Source organism: Streptomyces sirii (assembly GCF_045690365.1).
GTDB classification, from domain to species: domain Bacteria; phylum Actinomycetota; class Actinomycetes; order Streptomycetales; family Streptomycetaceae; genus Streptomyces; species Streptomyces sirii.
In genome coordinates this window covers 6,603,172-6,618,237 of the sequence record NZ_CP147982.1, presented here as the reverse complement: position 1 = coordinate 6,618,237, position 15,066 = coordinate 6,603,172, and the positions used below count along the sequence as shown (strand labels likewise).

Here is a 15,066-nt window from a genome sequence, read left to right as displayed (position 1 = left end):
GCCGGGACACACGGTCACCCGGTCACCCGAACCTGATCACCCGGTCCCCCGGACACCTGGTCACTCGTCCGGCAGGTGGTACTCCAGCAGATCCGGATCCTCGCCTTCCTCCTCCAAGGCCCGTTTGACGACGCGGAGGGCGAGGCCCTCCGGGTAGCCCTTGCGGGCCAGCATTCCGGCCAGGCGGCGGAGGCGCTTCTCCCGGTCCAGCCCCCTGGTCGCGCGCAGCTTGCGGTCGACCAACTCGCGGGCGGTGGACTCCTCCTGTTCGGAGTCGAGGCGGCCGACGGCCACATCGATCAGGGCGGAGTCCACCCCCTTGGTGCGCAGTTCGCGGGCCAGGGCGCGCCGGGCCAGGCCGCGCCCGTGGTGGCGGGACTCCACCCAGGCGTCGGCGAAGGCGGCATCGTCGATCAGCCCGACGTCCTCGAAACGGGACAGCACCTCTTCCGCGGCCTCGTCGGGGATGCCCCGTCGGCGCAGGGCGTCCGCCAACTGCTTGCGCGTACGCGAATTCCCGGTGAGCAGGCGCAGGCAGATGGCCCGCGCCTGCTCCTCGGGCGTACGCGGTGGTCCCGGCTCGGCCCTCGACGAGGCGGAACCACCGCTGTTCTCATGGCCATCACGGCCTCTTCGGCCGCTACGGGTCTCGGCGTCACCGGCAGCGCGGCTGGTGCCGCCCTCGCTGTCCGGCCATTCCGTTCGCCGTGTCATGGCGGGCTAGCTCTTGGCCGCGGCGGCCTTGGAAGCCTTGGCGCCCTTGGCCGCCGGTGCCGGGGCCGCGGCGGCCGGCTCGGCGGCCGCGCCCGCGGCGTCCGCACCGGGCTCCGCCGCCGGGTCCTGCGGCTTGACGCCGATCCCGAGCTTCTCCTTGATCTTCTTCTCGATCTCGTTGGCGAGATCCGGGTTGTCCTTGAGGAAGTTGCGGGCGTTCTCCTTGCCCTGGCCGAGCTGGTCGCCCTCGTAGGTGTACCAAGCGCCAGACTTGCGGATGAAGCCGTGCTCCACGCCCATGTCGATCAGGCCGCCCTCACGGCTGATGCCCTGGCCGTAGAGGATGTCGAACTCGGCCTGCTTGAAGGGCGGGGAGACCTTGTTCTTGACGACCTTGACGCGGGTGCGGTTGCCGACCGCGTCCGTGCCGTCCTTGAGGGTCTCGATACGGCGGATGTCGAGACGCACCGAAGCGTAGAACTTCAGCGCGCGGCCACCGGTCGTGGTCTCCGGCGAGCCGAACATCACGCCGATCTTCTCGCGGAGCTGGTTGATGAAGATCGCGGTGGTCTTGGACTGGTTGAGCGCGCTGGTGATCTTGCGCAGGGCCTGGCTCATCAGCCGGGCCTGGAGGCCGACGTGGGAGTCGCCCATCTCGCCCTCGATCTCGGCCCGCGGCACCAGGGCGGCGACGGAGTCGATCACGATGAGGTCCAGCGCGCCGGAGCGCACCAGCATGTCCACGATTTCCAGGGCCTGCTCGCCGTTGTCCGGCTGGGACAGGATCAGGGCGTCGGTGTCCACGCCGAGCTTCTTGGCGTACTCGGGGTCGAGCGCGTGCTCGGCATCGATGAACGCGACGGCGCCGCCGGCCTTCTGGGCGTTCGCGACGGCGTGCAGGGTCAGGGTCGTCTTACCGGAGGACTCCGGTCCGTAGACCTCGATGACGCGGCCGCGGGGGAGGCCGCCGACGCCGAGCGCGACGTCGAGGGCGGTGGATCCGGTCGGGATGACCTCGATGGGCTCCTTGGACCGCTCCCCCATGCGCATCACGGCGCCCTTGCCGAATTGCCGTTCAATCTGTGCGAGCGCGGCGTCCAGCGCCTTCTCGCGGTCAGTGCCTGCCATGGGTTCCACCCGATTTGCTTGAGTCGATCGCTTCACGTCCATGACGCTAACGCCTGCCACTGACAATGCGCCCGGACCCGGCTCCAGCCTGTGGATAACTCCGCGAGAACCCCGGAATCACGGGCCGGACACCCCATAAGAATGGATGTTCGATTTTACTGTCAAGCGGCACCGCCGCTCCTCACGCCGTACCTGTGACTGAGCGTGCCCGTTGGCGGATGAGCGTTGCGGTTGGCGAGCTGAGCGCTTGGACCGACGGCCCTACGTGGATCTGAAGCGGGGATGGCCGGTGCGGGGCCGCCATGACCGTGGCCGTGCAGCCTCAGGGCAGGAGCCGCGCCAGCTCGGCCATTTCCGCCTCGGGGTCCGCCACGGGCTGGATCACGAGCTCGTTGACCCCTGACTTCTCCAGCGTGTTGATCTGCTGTCTGATCTCGTCCCTGGTACCGATCAGACCGAACTTGTCCACCAGTGATGGCACGACGAGATCGCGGTCCTCGGCGGACAGCCGGCCGAGATAATTGTGGTAGAGCGTGTGGTGGCGGTTGGGGTCGGTGGCGGTGGTACCGCGTAGGTGGAGCAGGCGGTCGACGGCCGCGGACTCCTCCTGAGGCAGGGCCGCGCGGAAGGCCGGGTTCTCCACTGCGAGGATCAGTGCGCTCACCGCGATGTGCCCCATTGCGTCCTTGACTGCATCGCCGTACCGGTCCTCGCCGTCGGCGAGAACGTACAGGGAGGAGATGAGGTACGTATGCGTCTTCTCGCTGTTGCCCGCGGCCTGTGCCGCTGCCCGGCGGGCCTGGCCGAGCGCGGACCAGGCCGCGGGGGCGTGCAGCGCGAAGGAGATCATTCCTGTACCTAGGCGGCCGGCGACGGCGGCGACTTTCGGGCCGAATGCAGCCACGACGAACTCCACCGGGTCCTCGGTGTTGACGTAGCCGCCGACGTGCAGGAAGCGCACCCTGCTGGTCCGGGTTCCCTCGCGGTAGTCCGTCTCACCGCCGGCGGTGAGATCCTGCAGGGCGGCCGTGAACGACTCCAGCTCCACCGTCTTCGTAGGCCGCATGCCCAGCGTGCGGCGTGCGGTGTTGCCGGTGCCGACCCCGCAGATGATGCGGTCGGGAGCGAGGGCGTTGAGACTGCTGAGCGCCGCCGCCGCGGCGGGCGCGGAGCGCAGCGCCGGTGAGGTGACCCCGATACCGAGTTTGATCCGGCTGGTGGACTTGGCGCAGAGCGCGAGGCTGACGAACGGATCACCATGGACCATCGGCGTGTCGTACACCCAGAAACTACTGAAGCCGAGTTCCTCCGCGCGGGCGGCCAGGTGCTCCAGACCCGGGCGTGCGGTCATGACGATGCCGGCCCGCATGATGATCCCTCTCGCCGTCGGGTTCTATGGCTGAACGACTCACGTTGCGGTCTTCCCCGGTGGTGGCTGTGACTTGCCGATTGAGCCCGTGGCGTCTGGCGCGGTGCAGCTCGGCTTCCGGAGGTCGCATGAAGAGCCGAGGCGGAGCGAGGCGGAGCGCAAGGCGGAGGGTCGCCCGCGTATTGGACGTACTCGGGCGCACCCGACAACGATGGGGGGGGTCCCCCCGCGCCGTTCAAGCGTGGGGGAGAGGTGCCGTGTCAGACGCCACGGGTCAGGCAAGATCCGGAACAGACGGCCTAAGTCACAGCGTGCCGGCGAAACCCCGGTGGCACGGAGGCCTGGTGTGCCAGGGTGACGGTGGGGGAAGTCGCGGGTGCGCACCCGCATCCGGACCCGAGAGCGGCTGAGGAGCGGTGACGGTGGCGATGCGGGCGGTTCCGCTGGTGGGCGGGCCGGTGGAGGTGCGGGGTGCGCTGGATCTGGAGAGCACGCAGGCGGGGGTGATGCCGCGCCGGTTGCCCGCCTGGACCAAGGAGCAGTATCAGGACCCCTCGGTCTACGGCGTGACCTTGATGCCCTCGGGGGTGCGGCTGGTGTTCCGCACCGATGCGCGGGAGCTCGAGTTCGAGGTGCTCACCTCCACAGGGCAGCTCGTCACCGAACCCCGGCCCCGCCCGACGGGGATGCTGGAGCTGGTGGTGGACGGCGCCCCGGCCGGGCGACAGCAGGCGCCGGTGGGCAATGTGCTGCGGATGGCGGGCCCTGGGGCCGTGCAGCAAGTGATCCCCGGGAAGCCGGGGACCGTACGGTTCGCCGGGCTGCCGGCCGGCATGAAGAACGTCGAGCTGTGGCTGCCGCAGCAGACCCCCACGGAACTGGTGGCGCTGCGCGCCGACGGCGAGGTGCTGCCGCCGCTGCCGGACGGGCGGCGCCGCTGGGTGCACCACGGCAGCTCCATCAGCCACTGCCTCGAGGCCGACGGGCCGACCGGCACCTGGCCCGTGGTGGCGGCCGCGCACGGAGGAGTGGAGGTGATCAACCTCAGCCAGGCGGGCAACGAGATGCTGGACCCGTATGTAGCCCGGACGATCCGCGATATGCCCGCCGACCTGATCAGCCTCAAGGTGGGCATCAACATCGTGGGCCTGGCCGCCTTCCGGCTGCGGACGTTCGGCCCGGCGGTGCACGGCTTCCTGGACACGATCCGGGACGGGCACCCGGACACCCCGCTGCTGGTGATGTCCCCGGTGAGCTGTCCGGCTCTGGAGGAGTCCCCGGGCCCGACCGCGATGGGCCCGGACGGGAAGATCACCGCGCTGGGCGACCCGGCCGATGTGGCCGATGGGGCCTTGTCGCTGACGGTGGTCCGCGCCGAGCTGGCCCGGATCGTGGCGGCCCGGCGGGCCCGCGATCCCCGTCTCCACCACCTCGACGGCCGCGAGCTGCTCGGCCCCGACGAGGCGGACGACCTGGCCGACGGCCTCCACCCCGGCGCCGCCGCTTACCGCCGGATGGGCAAGCGCTTCGCCGCCCACGCCTTCGCGGACGACGGGCCCTTCCGGCGCCGCTGAACCCGTGGGAGCCGCTCCCGGCTCGGATGCGCGCGCCCCTCGGTGGTGCCGGGCGGCGCCATAGGGAGGATCCGGTCGGCCGGACGGGGTGCGGTTGAGCGCGCCCGGATTCCCGGCCGCCTAGCGTGTGACCGTGGCTCTGGACGATGATCTGGACCGGCTGAGCCGGGACGAACTGGCGGCCGAGGTGCGGCGGTTGCGTACCGGCATCCGGGCGCACCGGGACAGTTCGGGGCACGACCTGTGCTGGCACCACCCCCGGCTGTGGGGCCTGCTGCCGGAGGGCGTGGAACCGGAGGTGGCGGTGCCGCCGTGGCCGCGCTTCCTGCGCGGCTGCGTCCGCTACCGGGAGTCCCTGGACAGCCAGCTGCCGAACGCCCCGGTCCACGACCGGGAGTACGGCGGGTAGGGCGCCGGCCCGCGCATGCTCTCCGCCGTCAGGCGGGCGGCCTCAGCGAGTGCTCCGGCCGTCCTGCTCGTCCTGGGTGGGGGTGGTCTCCGCGTCCCCCTGGGCGACGGCCGGCGCCGGGGCCTCCTGCGAGGGCGGTGCGTCGTGCGGGGTGCGACGGAGGCGGGCGAGGAGGCGGGCGCCGCGCCTGCGGCGGGTTCTGCCGTGGACCCGCAGGTCGTCGGGGACGGCGTAGCGCTTGACGTACGCGCCGAGGAAGGCCTGCAGGGTCGCCGTCGCCGGGATGGAGATGAGCGCGCCCACCGCGCCCATCAGGGCCGTACCGGCGACGACGGATCCGAAGGCGACGGCGGGATGGATGTCCACCGTCTTGGCGGTGATCCTCGGCTGCAGGAGGTAGTTCTCGAACTGCTGGTAGATCACGACGAAGCCGAAGACCCACAGGGCGTGCCAGGGATCGACGGTGAACGCGATCAGGATGGGCAGCGCGCCCGCCAGATACGTGCCTATGGTCGGTATGAACTGGGACACCAGGCCCACCCACATGCCCAGGGCGGGGGCGTACGGGACGCCCATCAGCTCCAGCAGGACATAGTGCGCGACGCCGGATATCAGCGCCATCAGACCGCGGGAGTAGAGATATCCGCCGGTCTTGGCCACGGCGATCTCCCAGGCGCGCAGCACCTCCGTCTGGCGGCGGGGCGGCAGCACCGAGCACAGGGCACGGCGCAGCCGGGGGCCGTCGGCGGCGAAGTAGAACGAGAACAGCGCCACCGTCAGGAGGTTGAACAGGCTGCCCAGCACCGTCGCGGAGACGGCCAGGACGTTGTTGGCGCTGTCCTGGACGTACTTCTGGAGCCAGTCGGACCGCAGCAGGTTGTTCTGCACCTCGACCCGTGACAGGTGGGTGTGCAGGGTGTTGTTGATCCAGCTGATGACGGAGTCCAGATACTGCGGGAACTCCTCGACCATCGTGGCTATCTGGCCGGCGAGCATGGAGCCCAGCAGCGCGAAGAAGCCGGCCGCGGCGACGAGGATGCCCAGGAACACCAGCCCCGTCGCCAGCCCGCGCCGCATGCCGCGGGCGGCCATCCAGTCCACGGCCGGCTCGACGGCCAGCGCGAGGAAGAACGCGATCAGCACGTTCAGCAGCAGCGTGATCAGTTGGTGGAACCCCCAGATGGCGAGCTGGTAGCACCCCACGAGGGCGAGCGCGAGCACCATGGCGCGCGGCAGCCAGCGCGGCATCCGCGCATCGGACCACGAGGCCCCGGGCGGGTCCGCACGCCGGTCCTCGGGCCGTGGAACGTCGTTGCTGGTGATCTCATCAGACACGGGCACGCAGCCCAGTGTCGCGTACCGCGCCGACAATCCCGGTTCTGGGCCATCGCCGCGTCCGCGATGCCCGGCCTTCGGGGCGTTCCCACCAGGTCGGCGGGGCGGGGCGCCGGTGGCGGCGGAGCGCGTGACGGCGTCGGCGAGGTGGGCGACGAGGGCCGGGGCCCGGCCCGTCCGCTCAGCGCTTGTCGTGCGGTACGTCCATCACCGAGCAGACCACCCGCCACACCTCTTTGGCGCTCCAGCCCGCGTCCAGCGCCTCCTGGACGGTTCGGCCGCCGAGGCCGGACATCACGTGATCGCGCGCGAAGGAGTCGGCGTAGCCCGCGCCGAAGTGATCCGCCATCCGCTGCCAGAAGACCGTCAACCGCATGCCTCCAGTATCCCGCCCTGGGAGGGCAGCAGTACGCGAGCCGGTGCCACCCGGGGGTTTCGGCCCTACCGTCGGTCCATGGCCGAAAACGAAAGCCCCACCTCGCTCCCTCTTGCGCGCGCCGAGCGCTTCGTCTGGCTGACCGCCCGGGTGCTGGAGCAGCGGCTCTTCGAGTACCACTTCCTCGGCGGCGGGGCGGACCCGGTCGAGACCGCGCTCGCCGCGTACCGCAACGACGACGACGGCTTCGGCCACGCCCTGGAGCCCGATCTGCGCGGCCCCGTCAGCCAGCCGCTGCACACCGCGCACGCCCTGAAGGTCCTCGACCAGATCGGGCGCTGCGACGGCCGCCAGGTGGAGCGGATCTGCCGCTATCTGACGAACATCTCGACGCCGCAGGGCGCGCTGCCGGCGCTGGACCCCTCGCTGCGGGGCTATCCGGCCGCGCCGTGGATCCCGGTGGTCGACGATCCGCCGAGCGCCCTGCTGGCCACCGGGCCCGTGGTGGGGATGCTGCACCGCAACGAGGTGTGGCACGCCTGGCTGTTCCGGGCCACGGACTACTGCTGGGCGGCCGTGGAGTCCCTGAAGGAGACCCATCCGTACGAGGCGGAGGCGGCGGTGGCCTTCCTGGACGGTGCCCCGGACCGGCCGCGGGCCGCCGCGGCGGCCGAGCGGCTGGGCCGGCTCGTACGGGAGCAGGGTCTGGTGCTGCTGGACCCGGAGCGCGCCGCGGACGTCCCGGTGGCGCAGGGGTACGCCCCCGGGGAGCACCACCTGGCGTACGACTTCGCCGCGACGCCCGGCTCGCTGGCCCGCGGCTGGTTCAGCGACGAGGAGATGGACCGGGCCCTGGACCACCTCGCCGCGCTCCAGGAGGAGGACGGCGGCTGGCCGGTCAACTGGCGGGTGTGGGCTCCGGGGACGGCGCTGGAGGGCCGCCCGATGGTGACGCTCAAGGCACTGCTGACCCTGCGGGCCTACGGGCGGCCCCTCGGCTGAGCGCCCCGTCCACGGGTGCCGGACCCTCGGTGGTGGGCCTCCGCGCACCGGCCCGCCCCAGCCTCCGCCAAGCCCCGCCGCGGTCACCCGCTCAGTGCCCGTACTCCGGCGGTGACGACCACGGCGACGCCGACGACCAGCAGGAACGGCGCCCGAAGGACGAGCGCGACGACCGCGGCGGCCAGACCGGCGGCCTTGGCGTCGAGCATCAGGTACCGGCCGTCGCTGAAGGTCTGCTGGGCGGTGAGCGCGGCCAGCAGGGCCACCGGCAGCAGCGCGGCCAGCCGCTTGACGAGCGGGCGCTCCAGTACGCCGGCGGGCGCCGACAGGCCGAGGAACTTGACCAGGTAGCAGCCGACGGCGGTGGCGGCGATCGCGATCCAGACGCTCATGCCCGGTCCTCCTCGGTGGTGGTGTCGCTGCCTGCGCCGCCGTCGGGGTGCGCGGCGGTGCCTTCCCGGCCGGCACCCGGCTCCCGCGCCGCCCTCGCTTCCTTCGCCCGCTCGCGGCGCCCCTGCACGGCGAGGACGGCGGGTGCGGCCAGCGCCGCGAGCAGGACCGGGACGCCGGCGGGCAGCAGCGGCAGCGCCACCAGGAGCACCACCACGGCCAGCCCGGCCGCGGCCCGCTCGACGGCGGTCTTGAGCATCGGTGCGAGGAGCGCCAGGAAGACCGCGGGGCCGGCCGCGTCCAGGCCCCAGGCGTCGGTGTCGCCGAGTGCCTCGGCGCCCAGTGCGCCGATGAAGGTGGTGAGGTTCCACAGGGCGTAGAGGCTCAGCCCGGTGACGGTGAAACCCAGCCGCGCGCTGCGGCGGTCGGGCTGGGCCAGGGTGACGGCGGAGGTCTCGTCGATGACCCAGTGGGCGGCGAAGGGCCTGACGCCGGCCCGGTAGCCGAGGACGGTGGACAGCCGCAGACCGTAGAACGCGTTGCGGGTCCCCAGGAAGAAGGCGCCGGCCGCGGCGGTGAGCGGGTTGCCGCCCGCGGCGAGCGCGCCCACGAGGGCGAACTGCGAGGCGCCGGTGAACACCAGCAGGCTGAGCGCGCACGTCTGCAGCAGGCTGAGGCCGGCGCCGGCCGAGGTCACGCCGAAGGCGAACCCGGAGAGTCCGACGGCGATACCGACGCCGAGGGCGTCCCTGATGACGGCGGAGTCGGGCTTCGCGGCGGCCGCCGGTCCCGGTGGCGCGGCCGGGCCCGCGGGGCGTATCTCTGTCTGTTCTGGCACGCCTCGGACCTTAGGAGTGCGCGCCCCCGGTGGTCTTGTACGTTCTTGCGGCCCCGGAGCGCACCCGCTCCTGGACCGACCGCTCCCTGCGGTACGCACCGGGCGGCACTCCGACGATCCGGGTGAAGTGCCGGTTCAGATGCGGCTGATCGCTGAAGCCGACCTCGACGGCGGTCTCCGCGGGGGTGCGGCCCGCCTCCAGGAGCCTGCGGGCCCGGCGCACCCGGGCATCGGTGAGCCAGGTGTGCGGCGGCATCCCGTACGCGCCTTTGAAGGCCCGCAGCAGCGCGAACGGGCTGGTGCCGAGCTCCTGCGCCAGCCTCTCCAGGGAGGGCGGGTCGGCCATCCGCTCCTCCAGGAGGGCCCGGGCCAGGTTGGCGGTCCGCGCGCCCGCGCTGCGCGGCGTACGCGCCGGGAGCGGGCCTCCGTAGCGGCGCAGCAGATGGGCGACGGCGATCCGCAGCAGGCTGTCGGCGGCGAGCGCGTTGCCCGCCTCGGCGGCCCGGTGGACCTCGGTGATCATGCGGCCGAGGTACGGGTCCTCGGCGGTGGTCCGGGTGAATCCGGCGGTGCCGTGCAGCTCCGTGGTCTCCTCGGCTATCTCGGCGACGACCTCGGGCGACGGGTAGAGGGTGGCGTAGGCCCAGCCCTCGGGCGCGCCGGCCCGCGCGGTGTGCGCGACCTCCGGGTTGATCATGACGATGCCGCCGTGGCCGGCCCGGACGGTGCCCTGCTGGAGCCCGACCTCCTCGACGCCGGAGGTGACCGCGCAGACGACGTAGCCGTCGTGGGCGTGGCGGGGGAAGGAGTGCCGGACGTAGCGGGCGCGCAGCAGGTCCAGGCCGGGCAGCCCGTCGTACCGCCAGTGGCGCGCCCACTCTCCGCGCGCCTGCGGCGTGGCGTTCGTCCCGGGGGCGCCGCCGATGGCCGCGCCGTCCCCGCTGCCCGTGACCATGGCTCCATTCTGGATGCTCGGGAGCGCTCCCGACCTGGGCGTCCACAGCGTGGACGGGTGTCGCGGGCCCCGTCGGGGGCGGTCGGCGGCCCGCGCGGGGGCCGCGTTGTCAGTGGCGCGGTGCACGATGGGGGACATGGCCAAGGCAGCGCTCGACTCGTTCTCTCCCGCGACCCGCGGTTGGTTCGCCGGGGCGTTCAGCGCGCCCACCGCCGCGCAGGAGGGTGCCTGGCGGGCGATCGGCGCGGGCTCGGACGTCCTGGTGGTGGCGCCGACGGGATCCGGCAAGACCCTCGCCGCCTTCCTCGCGTCGCTGGACGCGCTGGCGAGCGCTCCCCCGCCCGCCGAGCCGAAGAAGCGCTGCCGGGTGCTGTACGTCTCGCCGCTGAAGGCGCTGGCCGTCGACGTCGAGCGCAATCTGCGCAGCCCCCTGACGGGAATCCGGCAGGAGTCGGTCCGACTCGGGCTGCCGGAACCCGACATCACGGTCGGCATCCGCTCGGGGGACACTCCGCCCGCGGAGCGCCGGTCGATCGCCAACCACCCGCCGGACATCCTCATCACGACCCCCGAGTCGCTGTTCCTGATGCTGACGTCCTCGGCCCGGGAGGCGCTGGCGGGCGTCGAGACGGTGATCGTGGACGAGGTGCACGCGGTCGCCGGAACGAAGCGCGGTGCGCATCTCGCGCTGTCCCTGGAGCGCCTGGACGAGCTGCTCGACCGTCCCGCGCGCCGGATCGGGCTGTCGGCGACGGTGCGCCCGGTGGAAGAGGTGGCCCGCTATCTGTCCCCCCGGCGCCGGGTGGAGATCGTCCAGCCGCCGTCCGGGAAGCGCTTCGACCTGTCGGTGGTCGTCCCGGTGGAGGACATGGGCGAGCTGGGCGGCTCACCGGTCCAGGAGGGCGACACGGGCGAGAAGCCCTCCATCTGGCCGCAGGTCGAGGAGCGGATCGCCGATCTCGTCCAGGCCCATCGCTCCACGATCGTCTTCGCCAATTCCCGCCGCCTGGCGGAGCGGTTGTGCAACCGCCTGAACGAGATCGCCTACGAGCGCACCACGGGCACTGTGCTCGATTCGCGCGGCTCCGCCACGACGCTGCCCGAGCACCACTCCCCGGCGGAGCTGATGGGTGGCTCCGGGGCCGCCAAGGGGGCGCCGCCGCTGCTGGCCCGCGCGCACCACGGCTCGGTGTCCAAGGAGCAACGCGCCCAGGTGGAGGAGGATCTGAAGGCGGGCCGGCTGCCGGCCGTGGTCGCCACCTCCAGTCTGGAGCTGGGCATCGACATGGGCGCGGTCGATCTGGTCGTCCAGGTGGAGTCGCCGCCGTCGGTCGCCTCCGGGCTGCAGCGGGTCGGCCGGGCCGGCCATCAGGTCGGCGCGGTCTCGACGGGCATCGTCTTCCCCAAGTACCGCGGCGATCTGGTGCAGGCGGCCGTGGTGACCGAGCGGATGCGCTCGGGCGCCATCGAGGCGCTGCGGGTGCCCGCCAATCCGCTGGACGTGCTCGCCCAACAGCTCGTCGCCATGACCGCGATGGACACCTGGGACGTCGAGGAGCTGCTGGCCGTCGTCCGGCGGGCGGCTCCCTTCGCGGCGCTCCCCGAGTCGGCGTTCACGGCGGTTTTGGACATGCTCGCCGGCCGCTACCCCTCGGACGCCTTCGCCGAGCTGCGGCCGCGCCTGGTGTGGGACCGCGTCGCGCAGACCGTCACGGGCCGTCCCGGGGCCCAGCGCCTGGCCGTCACATCCGGCGGCACGATCCCCGACCGCGGTCTGTTCGGCGTGTTCCTCGCCGGCGACTCCGGCAAGGGCGGGCGCCGGGTGGGCGAGCTGGACGAGGAGATGGTCTACGAGTCCCGGGTCGGCGATGTCTTCACCCTCGGCACGACGTCCTGGCGCATCGAGGACATCACCCGCGACCGGGTGCTGGTCACCCCCGCCCCGGGGGTCCCCGGCCGGCTGCCGTTCTGGAAGGGCGACCAGCTGGGCCGCCCCCTGGAACTGGGCCGTGCGCTGGGCGCGTTCCTCCGGGAGATCGGCTCGCTCGGCCCGGAGGACGCCGGGGCCCGGCTGTCCGCCGCCGGGCTGGACGCCTGGGCGGTGTCCAATGTGCTGGGCTATCTGGCCGAGCAGAAGCAGGCCTGCGGCCATGTCCCCGACGACCGCACGATCGTCGTCGAGCGGTTCCGCGACGAGCTCGGCGACTGGCGGGTGGTCATCCACTCCCCCTTCGGCGCGCAGGTCCACGCCCCCTGGGCGCTGGCCCTCGGCGCCCGCCTCGCCGAGCGCTACGGCATGGACGCCCAGGTGATGCACGCCGACGACGGCATCGTGCTGCGGCTGCCGGACGCCGATCTGATGGGCCTCGACCTCCTCGACGGCGACGGCGGTTTCGACCCGTCGGCCGACCCGGGCCTGGTGGCCCGCGGCGCGGAGTACGACCCGGAGCAGTCCCCGGTGGGGGCCGCCGACGTCGCCTTCGACCAGGGAGAGGTCGATCAGCTCGTCACGGACCAGGTGGGCGGTTCCGCGCTGTTCGCCTCCCGGTTCCGCGAATGCGCCGCCCGCGCCCTGCTGCTGCCGCGGCGCAGCCCCGGCAAGCGCACACCGCTGTGGCAGCAGCGCCAGCGCGCCGCCCAACTGCTCCAGGTGGCCAGCGAGTTCGGGTCCTTCCCCATCGTGCTGGAGGCCGTCCGCGAATGCCTCCAGGACGTCTTCGACGTGCCGGGCCTGACGGAGCTGATGGGCGACATCGAGGCCCGCCGGGTCCGCCTGGTGGAGGTCACCACCCCCGAGCCGTCCCCGTTCGCCCGCTCGCTGCTGTTCGGCTATGTCGCGCAGTTCCTGTACGAGGGCGACTCCCCGCTCGCCGAGCGCCGCGCCGCCGCGCTGTCGTTGGATTCCCGGCTGCTCGCCGAGCTGCTGGGCCAGGCCGAGCTGCGCGAGCTGCTGGACGCGGAGGTGCTGGCCGAGCTGGAGCGCGAGCTGCAGTGGCGGACGGAGGACCGCCGCGTCAAGGACGTCGAGGGCATCGCCGACGTGCTGCGGCTGCTGGGTCCGCTGACGGACGCCGAGCTGGCCGAGCGCGGCGCGGATCCGGCGTGGACCAGGGAGCTGGCCGCCGCCCGCCGCGCCATCTCGGTGCGGATCGCCGGCGCCGACCACTGGGCCGCCGTCGAGGACGCCGGCCGGCTGCGCGACGCGTTGGGTACGGCGCTGCCCGTCGGCGTCCCGGAGTCGTTCACCGAACCGGTCAAGGACCCGCTCGGCGATCTGCTGTCCCGCTACGCCCGTACGCACGGCCCGTTCACCTCCGAGCAGGCGGCCGCCCGCTTCGGCCTCGGCACGGCCGTCACCGACGGCGCGCTGCACCGCCTCGCGGCCGCCGGCCGGGTCGTCCAGGGGGAGTTCCACCCCGCGGGCATCGGCCAGGAGTGGTGCGACGCGCAGGTGCTGCGCAGGCTGCGCCGCCGCTCGCTCGCCGCGCTGCGCGAGGAGCTCGAACCGGTCCCGCCCGCCGCACTCGCCGCCTTCCTCCCCCAGTGGCAGCACGTCGGCGCGCCCCGCCCGGCACCGCCGGCCGGGCAACCGGCACCGCCCTCCGGCGCGTCGTACGGCCTGCGCGGTATCGACGGCCTGGTGCGCGCCATCGAGCAGTTGCAGGGCGCGCCGGTGCCGGCTTCCGCCCTGGAGAAGCTGGTGCTGCCGTCCCGGGTCGGCGGCTACACCCCCGCCCTGCTGGACGAACTCACCGCCACCGGCGAGGTGTTGTGGGCCGGCGCCGGCGCGCTCCCCGGCAAGGACGGCTGGCTCTCCCTCCATCTGGCCGACTCCGCCCCGCTGCTGCTCCCGCCGCCCCTCCCCCTGGAACTGACCGCCCTGCACGAGTCGTTGCTAGCCGCCCTCGCCCCCGGGTACGGCCTGTTCTTCCGCCAGCTCGCCGACCAGGTCCGGGCCACCACCCACCCCGATGCCACCGACCCCCAGCTGGCCGACGCCCTGTGGGATCTGGCCTGGTCGGGCCGGCTGACCAACGACACCCTGGCTCCGATGCGCGCCCTGCTGGGCTCGGGCCGCACGGCCGGCTCGACGGCCCACCGCGCCCGGCGGGCCGTCCCGCGCGGCAGATACGGCTCGCTGACCGGGGCGGCGGGCCGCGGCCGTCCCACCGCCTCCCGCTCCGGCCCGCCGACCGTGGGCGGCCGCTGGTCACTGCTGCCGGCCCCCGAGGCGGACGCCACCCACCGCGCCCATGCCCTGGCGCGGACGCTCCTGGACCGGCACGGCATCGTCACCCGCGGGGCGGTCGCCGCCGAGGGGGTCGAGGGCGGATTCTCCGCGGCATATCGCGTGCTGGCCGCGTTCGAGGAGTCCGGTCAGGCCCGTCGCGGCTATGTCGTCGAAGGGCTGGGCGCCGCCCAGTTCGCGATGGACGGCGCGGTGGACCGGCTGCGCGCGGTGAGCAACCAACGGGAGCGGGCGGGCGACGTCGAGGACGCGCTGCCGGGCCGGAGCCGCGGGCCGTCCGGCGGCGGCCCGCAGCGCGCCGTGGTCCTGGCCGCCGCCGATCCGGCCAACGCCTACGGTGCCGCCCTGCCCTGGCCCGACCCGCCGGAGGGCTCCACCCACAAGCCCGGGCGCAAGGCGGGTTCGCTGGTCGTCCTGGTCGACGGCGAACTGACGCTCTACATGGAGCGCGGCGGCAAGACCCTGCTCGCCTGGCCGCTCGGCCATGACCCGGCCCGGGCGTCCACCGACCCCCGCCTCCGGCTCGCGGTCGAGGCGCTCATCGACGCCGCCCGCGCCGGCGCGGTGGGCACTCTCACCACCGAACGCATCAACGGCACCGCGGCGCTCACCTCCCCCTTCGCCGCCACCCTGGAGTCGGCCGGCTTCCACCCGACCCCCCGGGGGCTGCGGCTGCGGGGCTGACGACCTCAGCCGGCCGCCCGGTCGCCGCCGCCTCCCGGCATGA

Annotated in this window: 12 protein-coding genes; 4 read left to right on the top strand and 8 right to left on the bottom strand. The window is 73.3% G+C overall.

The features are described 5' to 3' along the window. Positions 1-60: 60 nt before the first annotated feature. The 3 genes from recX to WAB15_RS29845 form a co-directional block, all read right to left on the bottom strand. Positions 61-714, bottom strand: coding sequence for a recombination regulator RecX (gene recX, locus WAB15_RS29855; RefSeq protein ID WP_399150050.1), 654 nt, complete (start codon positions 712-714; stop codon positions 61-63). Positions 715-720: 6 nt separating this feature from the next. Continuing rightward, on the bottom strand, positions 721-1,842 hold the full coding sequence (recA, locus tag WAB15_RS29850; protein ID WP_399150049.1) for a recombinase RecA: 1,122 nt from the start codon (positions 1,840-1,842) through the stop codon (positions 721-723). Positions 1,843-2,164: 322 nt separating this feature from the next. Then, on the bottom strand, positions 2,165-3,211 hold the full coding sequence (locus tag WAB15_RS29845; protein ID WP_407288099.1) for an LLM class flavin-dependent oxidoreductase: 1,047 nt from the start codon (positions 3,209-3,211) through the stop codon (positions 2,165-2,167). A 428-nt stretch (positions 3,212-3,639) separates the two neighbouring features. Here WAB15_RS29845 and WAB15_RS29840 point away from each other — a divergent pair, with 428 nt between their 5' ends. Next, a complete protein-coding gene (locus WAB15_RS29840; protein ID WP_407289319.1) occupies positions 3,640-4,785 on the top strand; it encodes a GDSL-type esterase/lipase family protein in 1,146 nt (381 codons plus the stop codon). 133 nt (positions 4,786-4,918) lie between these two features. After that, positions 4,919-5,194 (top strand): hypothetical protein, encoded by a 276-nt coding sequence (locus WAB15_RS29835; protein ID WP_399150992.1) that lies wholly within the window; start codon positions 4,919-4,921, stop codon positions 5,192-5,194. A gap of 42 nt (positions 5,195-5,236) precedes the next feature. Here WAB15_RS29835 and WAB15_RS29830 read toward each other — a convergent pair whose 3' ends face one another. Together WAB15_RS29830 and WAB15_RS29825 are read right to left on the bottom strand one after the other, a co-directional pair. Next, complete coding sequence (locus WAB15_RS29830; RefSeq protein ID WP_407289318.1) at positions 5,237-6,442, bottom strand: AI-2E family transporter; 1,206 nt, start codon at positions 6,440-6,442, stop codon at positions 5,237-5,239. 268 nt (positions 6,443-6,710) lie between these two features. Then, positions 6,711-6,905, bottom strand: a complete 195-nt coding sequence (locus WAB15_RS29825) for a DUF3046 domain-containing protein (RefSeq protein WP_399150991.1) — start codon at positions 6,903-6,905, stop codon at positions 6,711-6,713. A gap of 78 nt (positions 6,906-6,983) precedes the next feature. On the opposite strand from WAB15_RS29825, the gene WAB15_RS29820 reads away from it, so the two are divergent. Beyond that, positions 6,984-7,907 (top strand): hypothetical protein, encoded by a 924-nt coding sequence (locus tag WAB15_RS29820; RefSeq protein ID WP_407288098.1) that lies wholly within the window; start codon positions 6,984-6,986, stop codon positions 7,905-7,907. 83 nt (positions 7,908-7,990) lie between these two features. Here the strand turns inward: WAB15_RS29820 and WAB15_RS29815 are convergent, their stop codons facing one another. The 3 genes from WAB15_RS29815 to WAB15_RS29805 are packed head-to-tail and all read right to left on the bottom strand — an operon-like array spanning position 7,991 to position 10,090. After that, positions 7,991-8,299, bottom strand: coding sequence for an AzlD domain-containing protein (locus tag WAB15_RS29815; RefSeq protein ID WP_407288097.1), 309 nt, complete (start codon positions 8,297-8,299; stop codon positions 7,991-7,993). Further along, a complete protein-coding gene (locus tag WAB15_RS29810; protein WP_399150988.1) occupies positions 8,296-9,135 on the bottom strand; it encodes an AzlC family ABC transporter permease in 840 nt (279 codons plus the stop codon). The genes WAB15_RS29815 and WAB15_RS29810 overlap by 4 nt, the downstream gene beginning before the upstream one ends. Positions 9,136-9,145: 10 nt before the next feature. After that, positions 9,146-10,090: an AraC family transcriptional regulator gene (locus tag WAB15_RS29805; RefSeq protein WP_407288096.1), complete on the bottom strand. Its 945-nt coding sequence runs from the start codon at positions 10,088-10,090 to the stop codon at positions 9,146-9,148. Positions 10,091-10,226: 136 nt separating this feature from the next. Here WAB15_RS29805 and WAB15_RS29800 point away from each other — a divergent pair, with 136 nt between their 5' ends. After that, entirely contained in the window at positions 10,227-15,023 is a 4,797-nt protein-coding gene (locus WAB15_RS29800; protein ID WP_407288095.1) for a DEAD/DEAH box helicase, read from the top strand. Positions 15,024-15,066 lie beyond the last annotated feature (43 nt).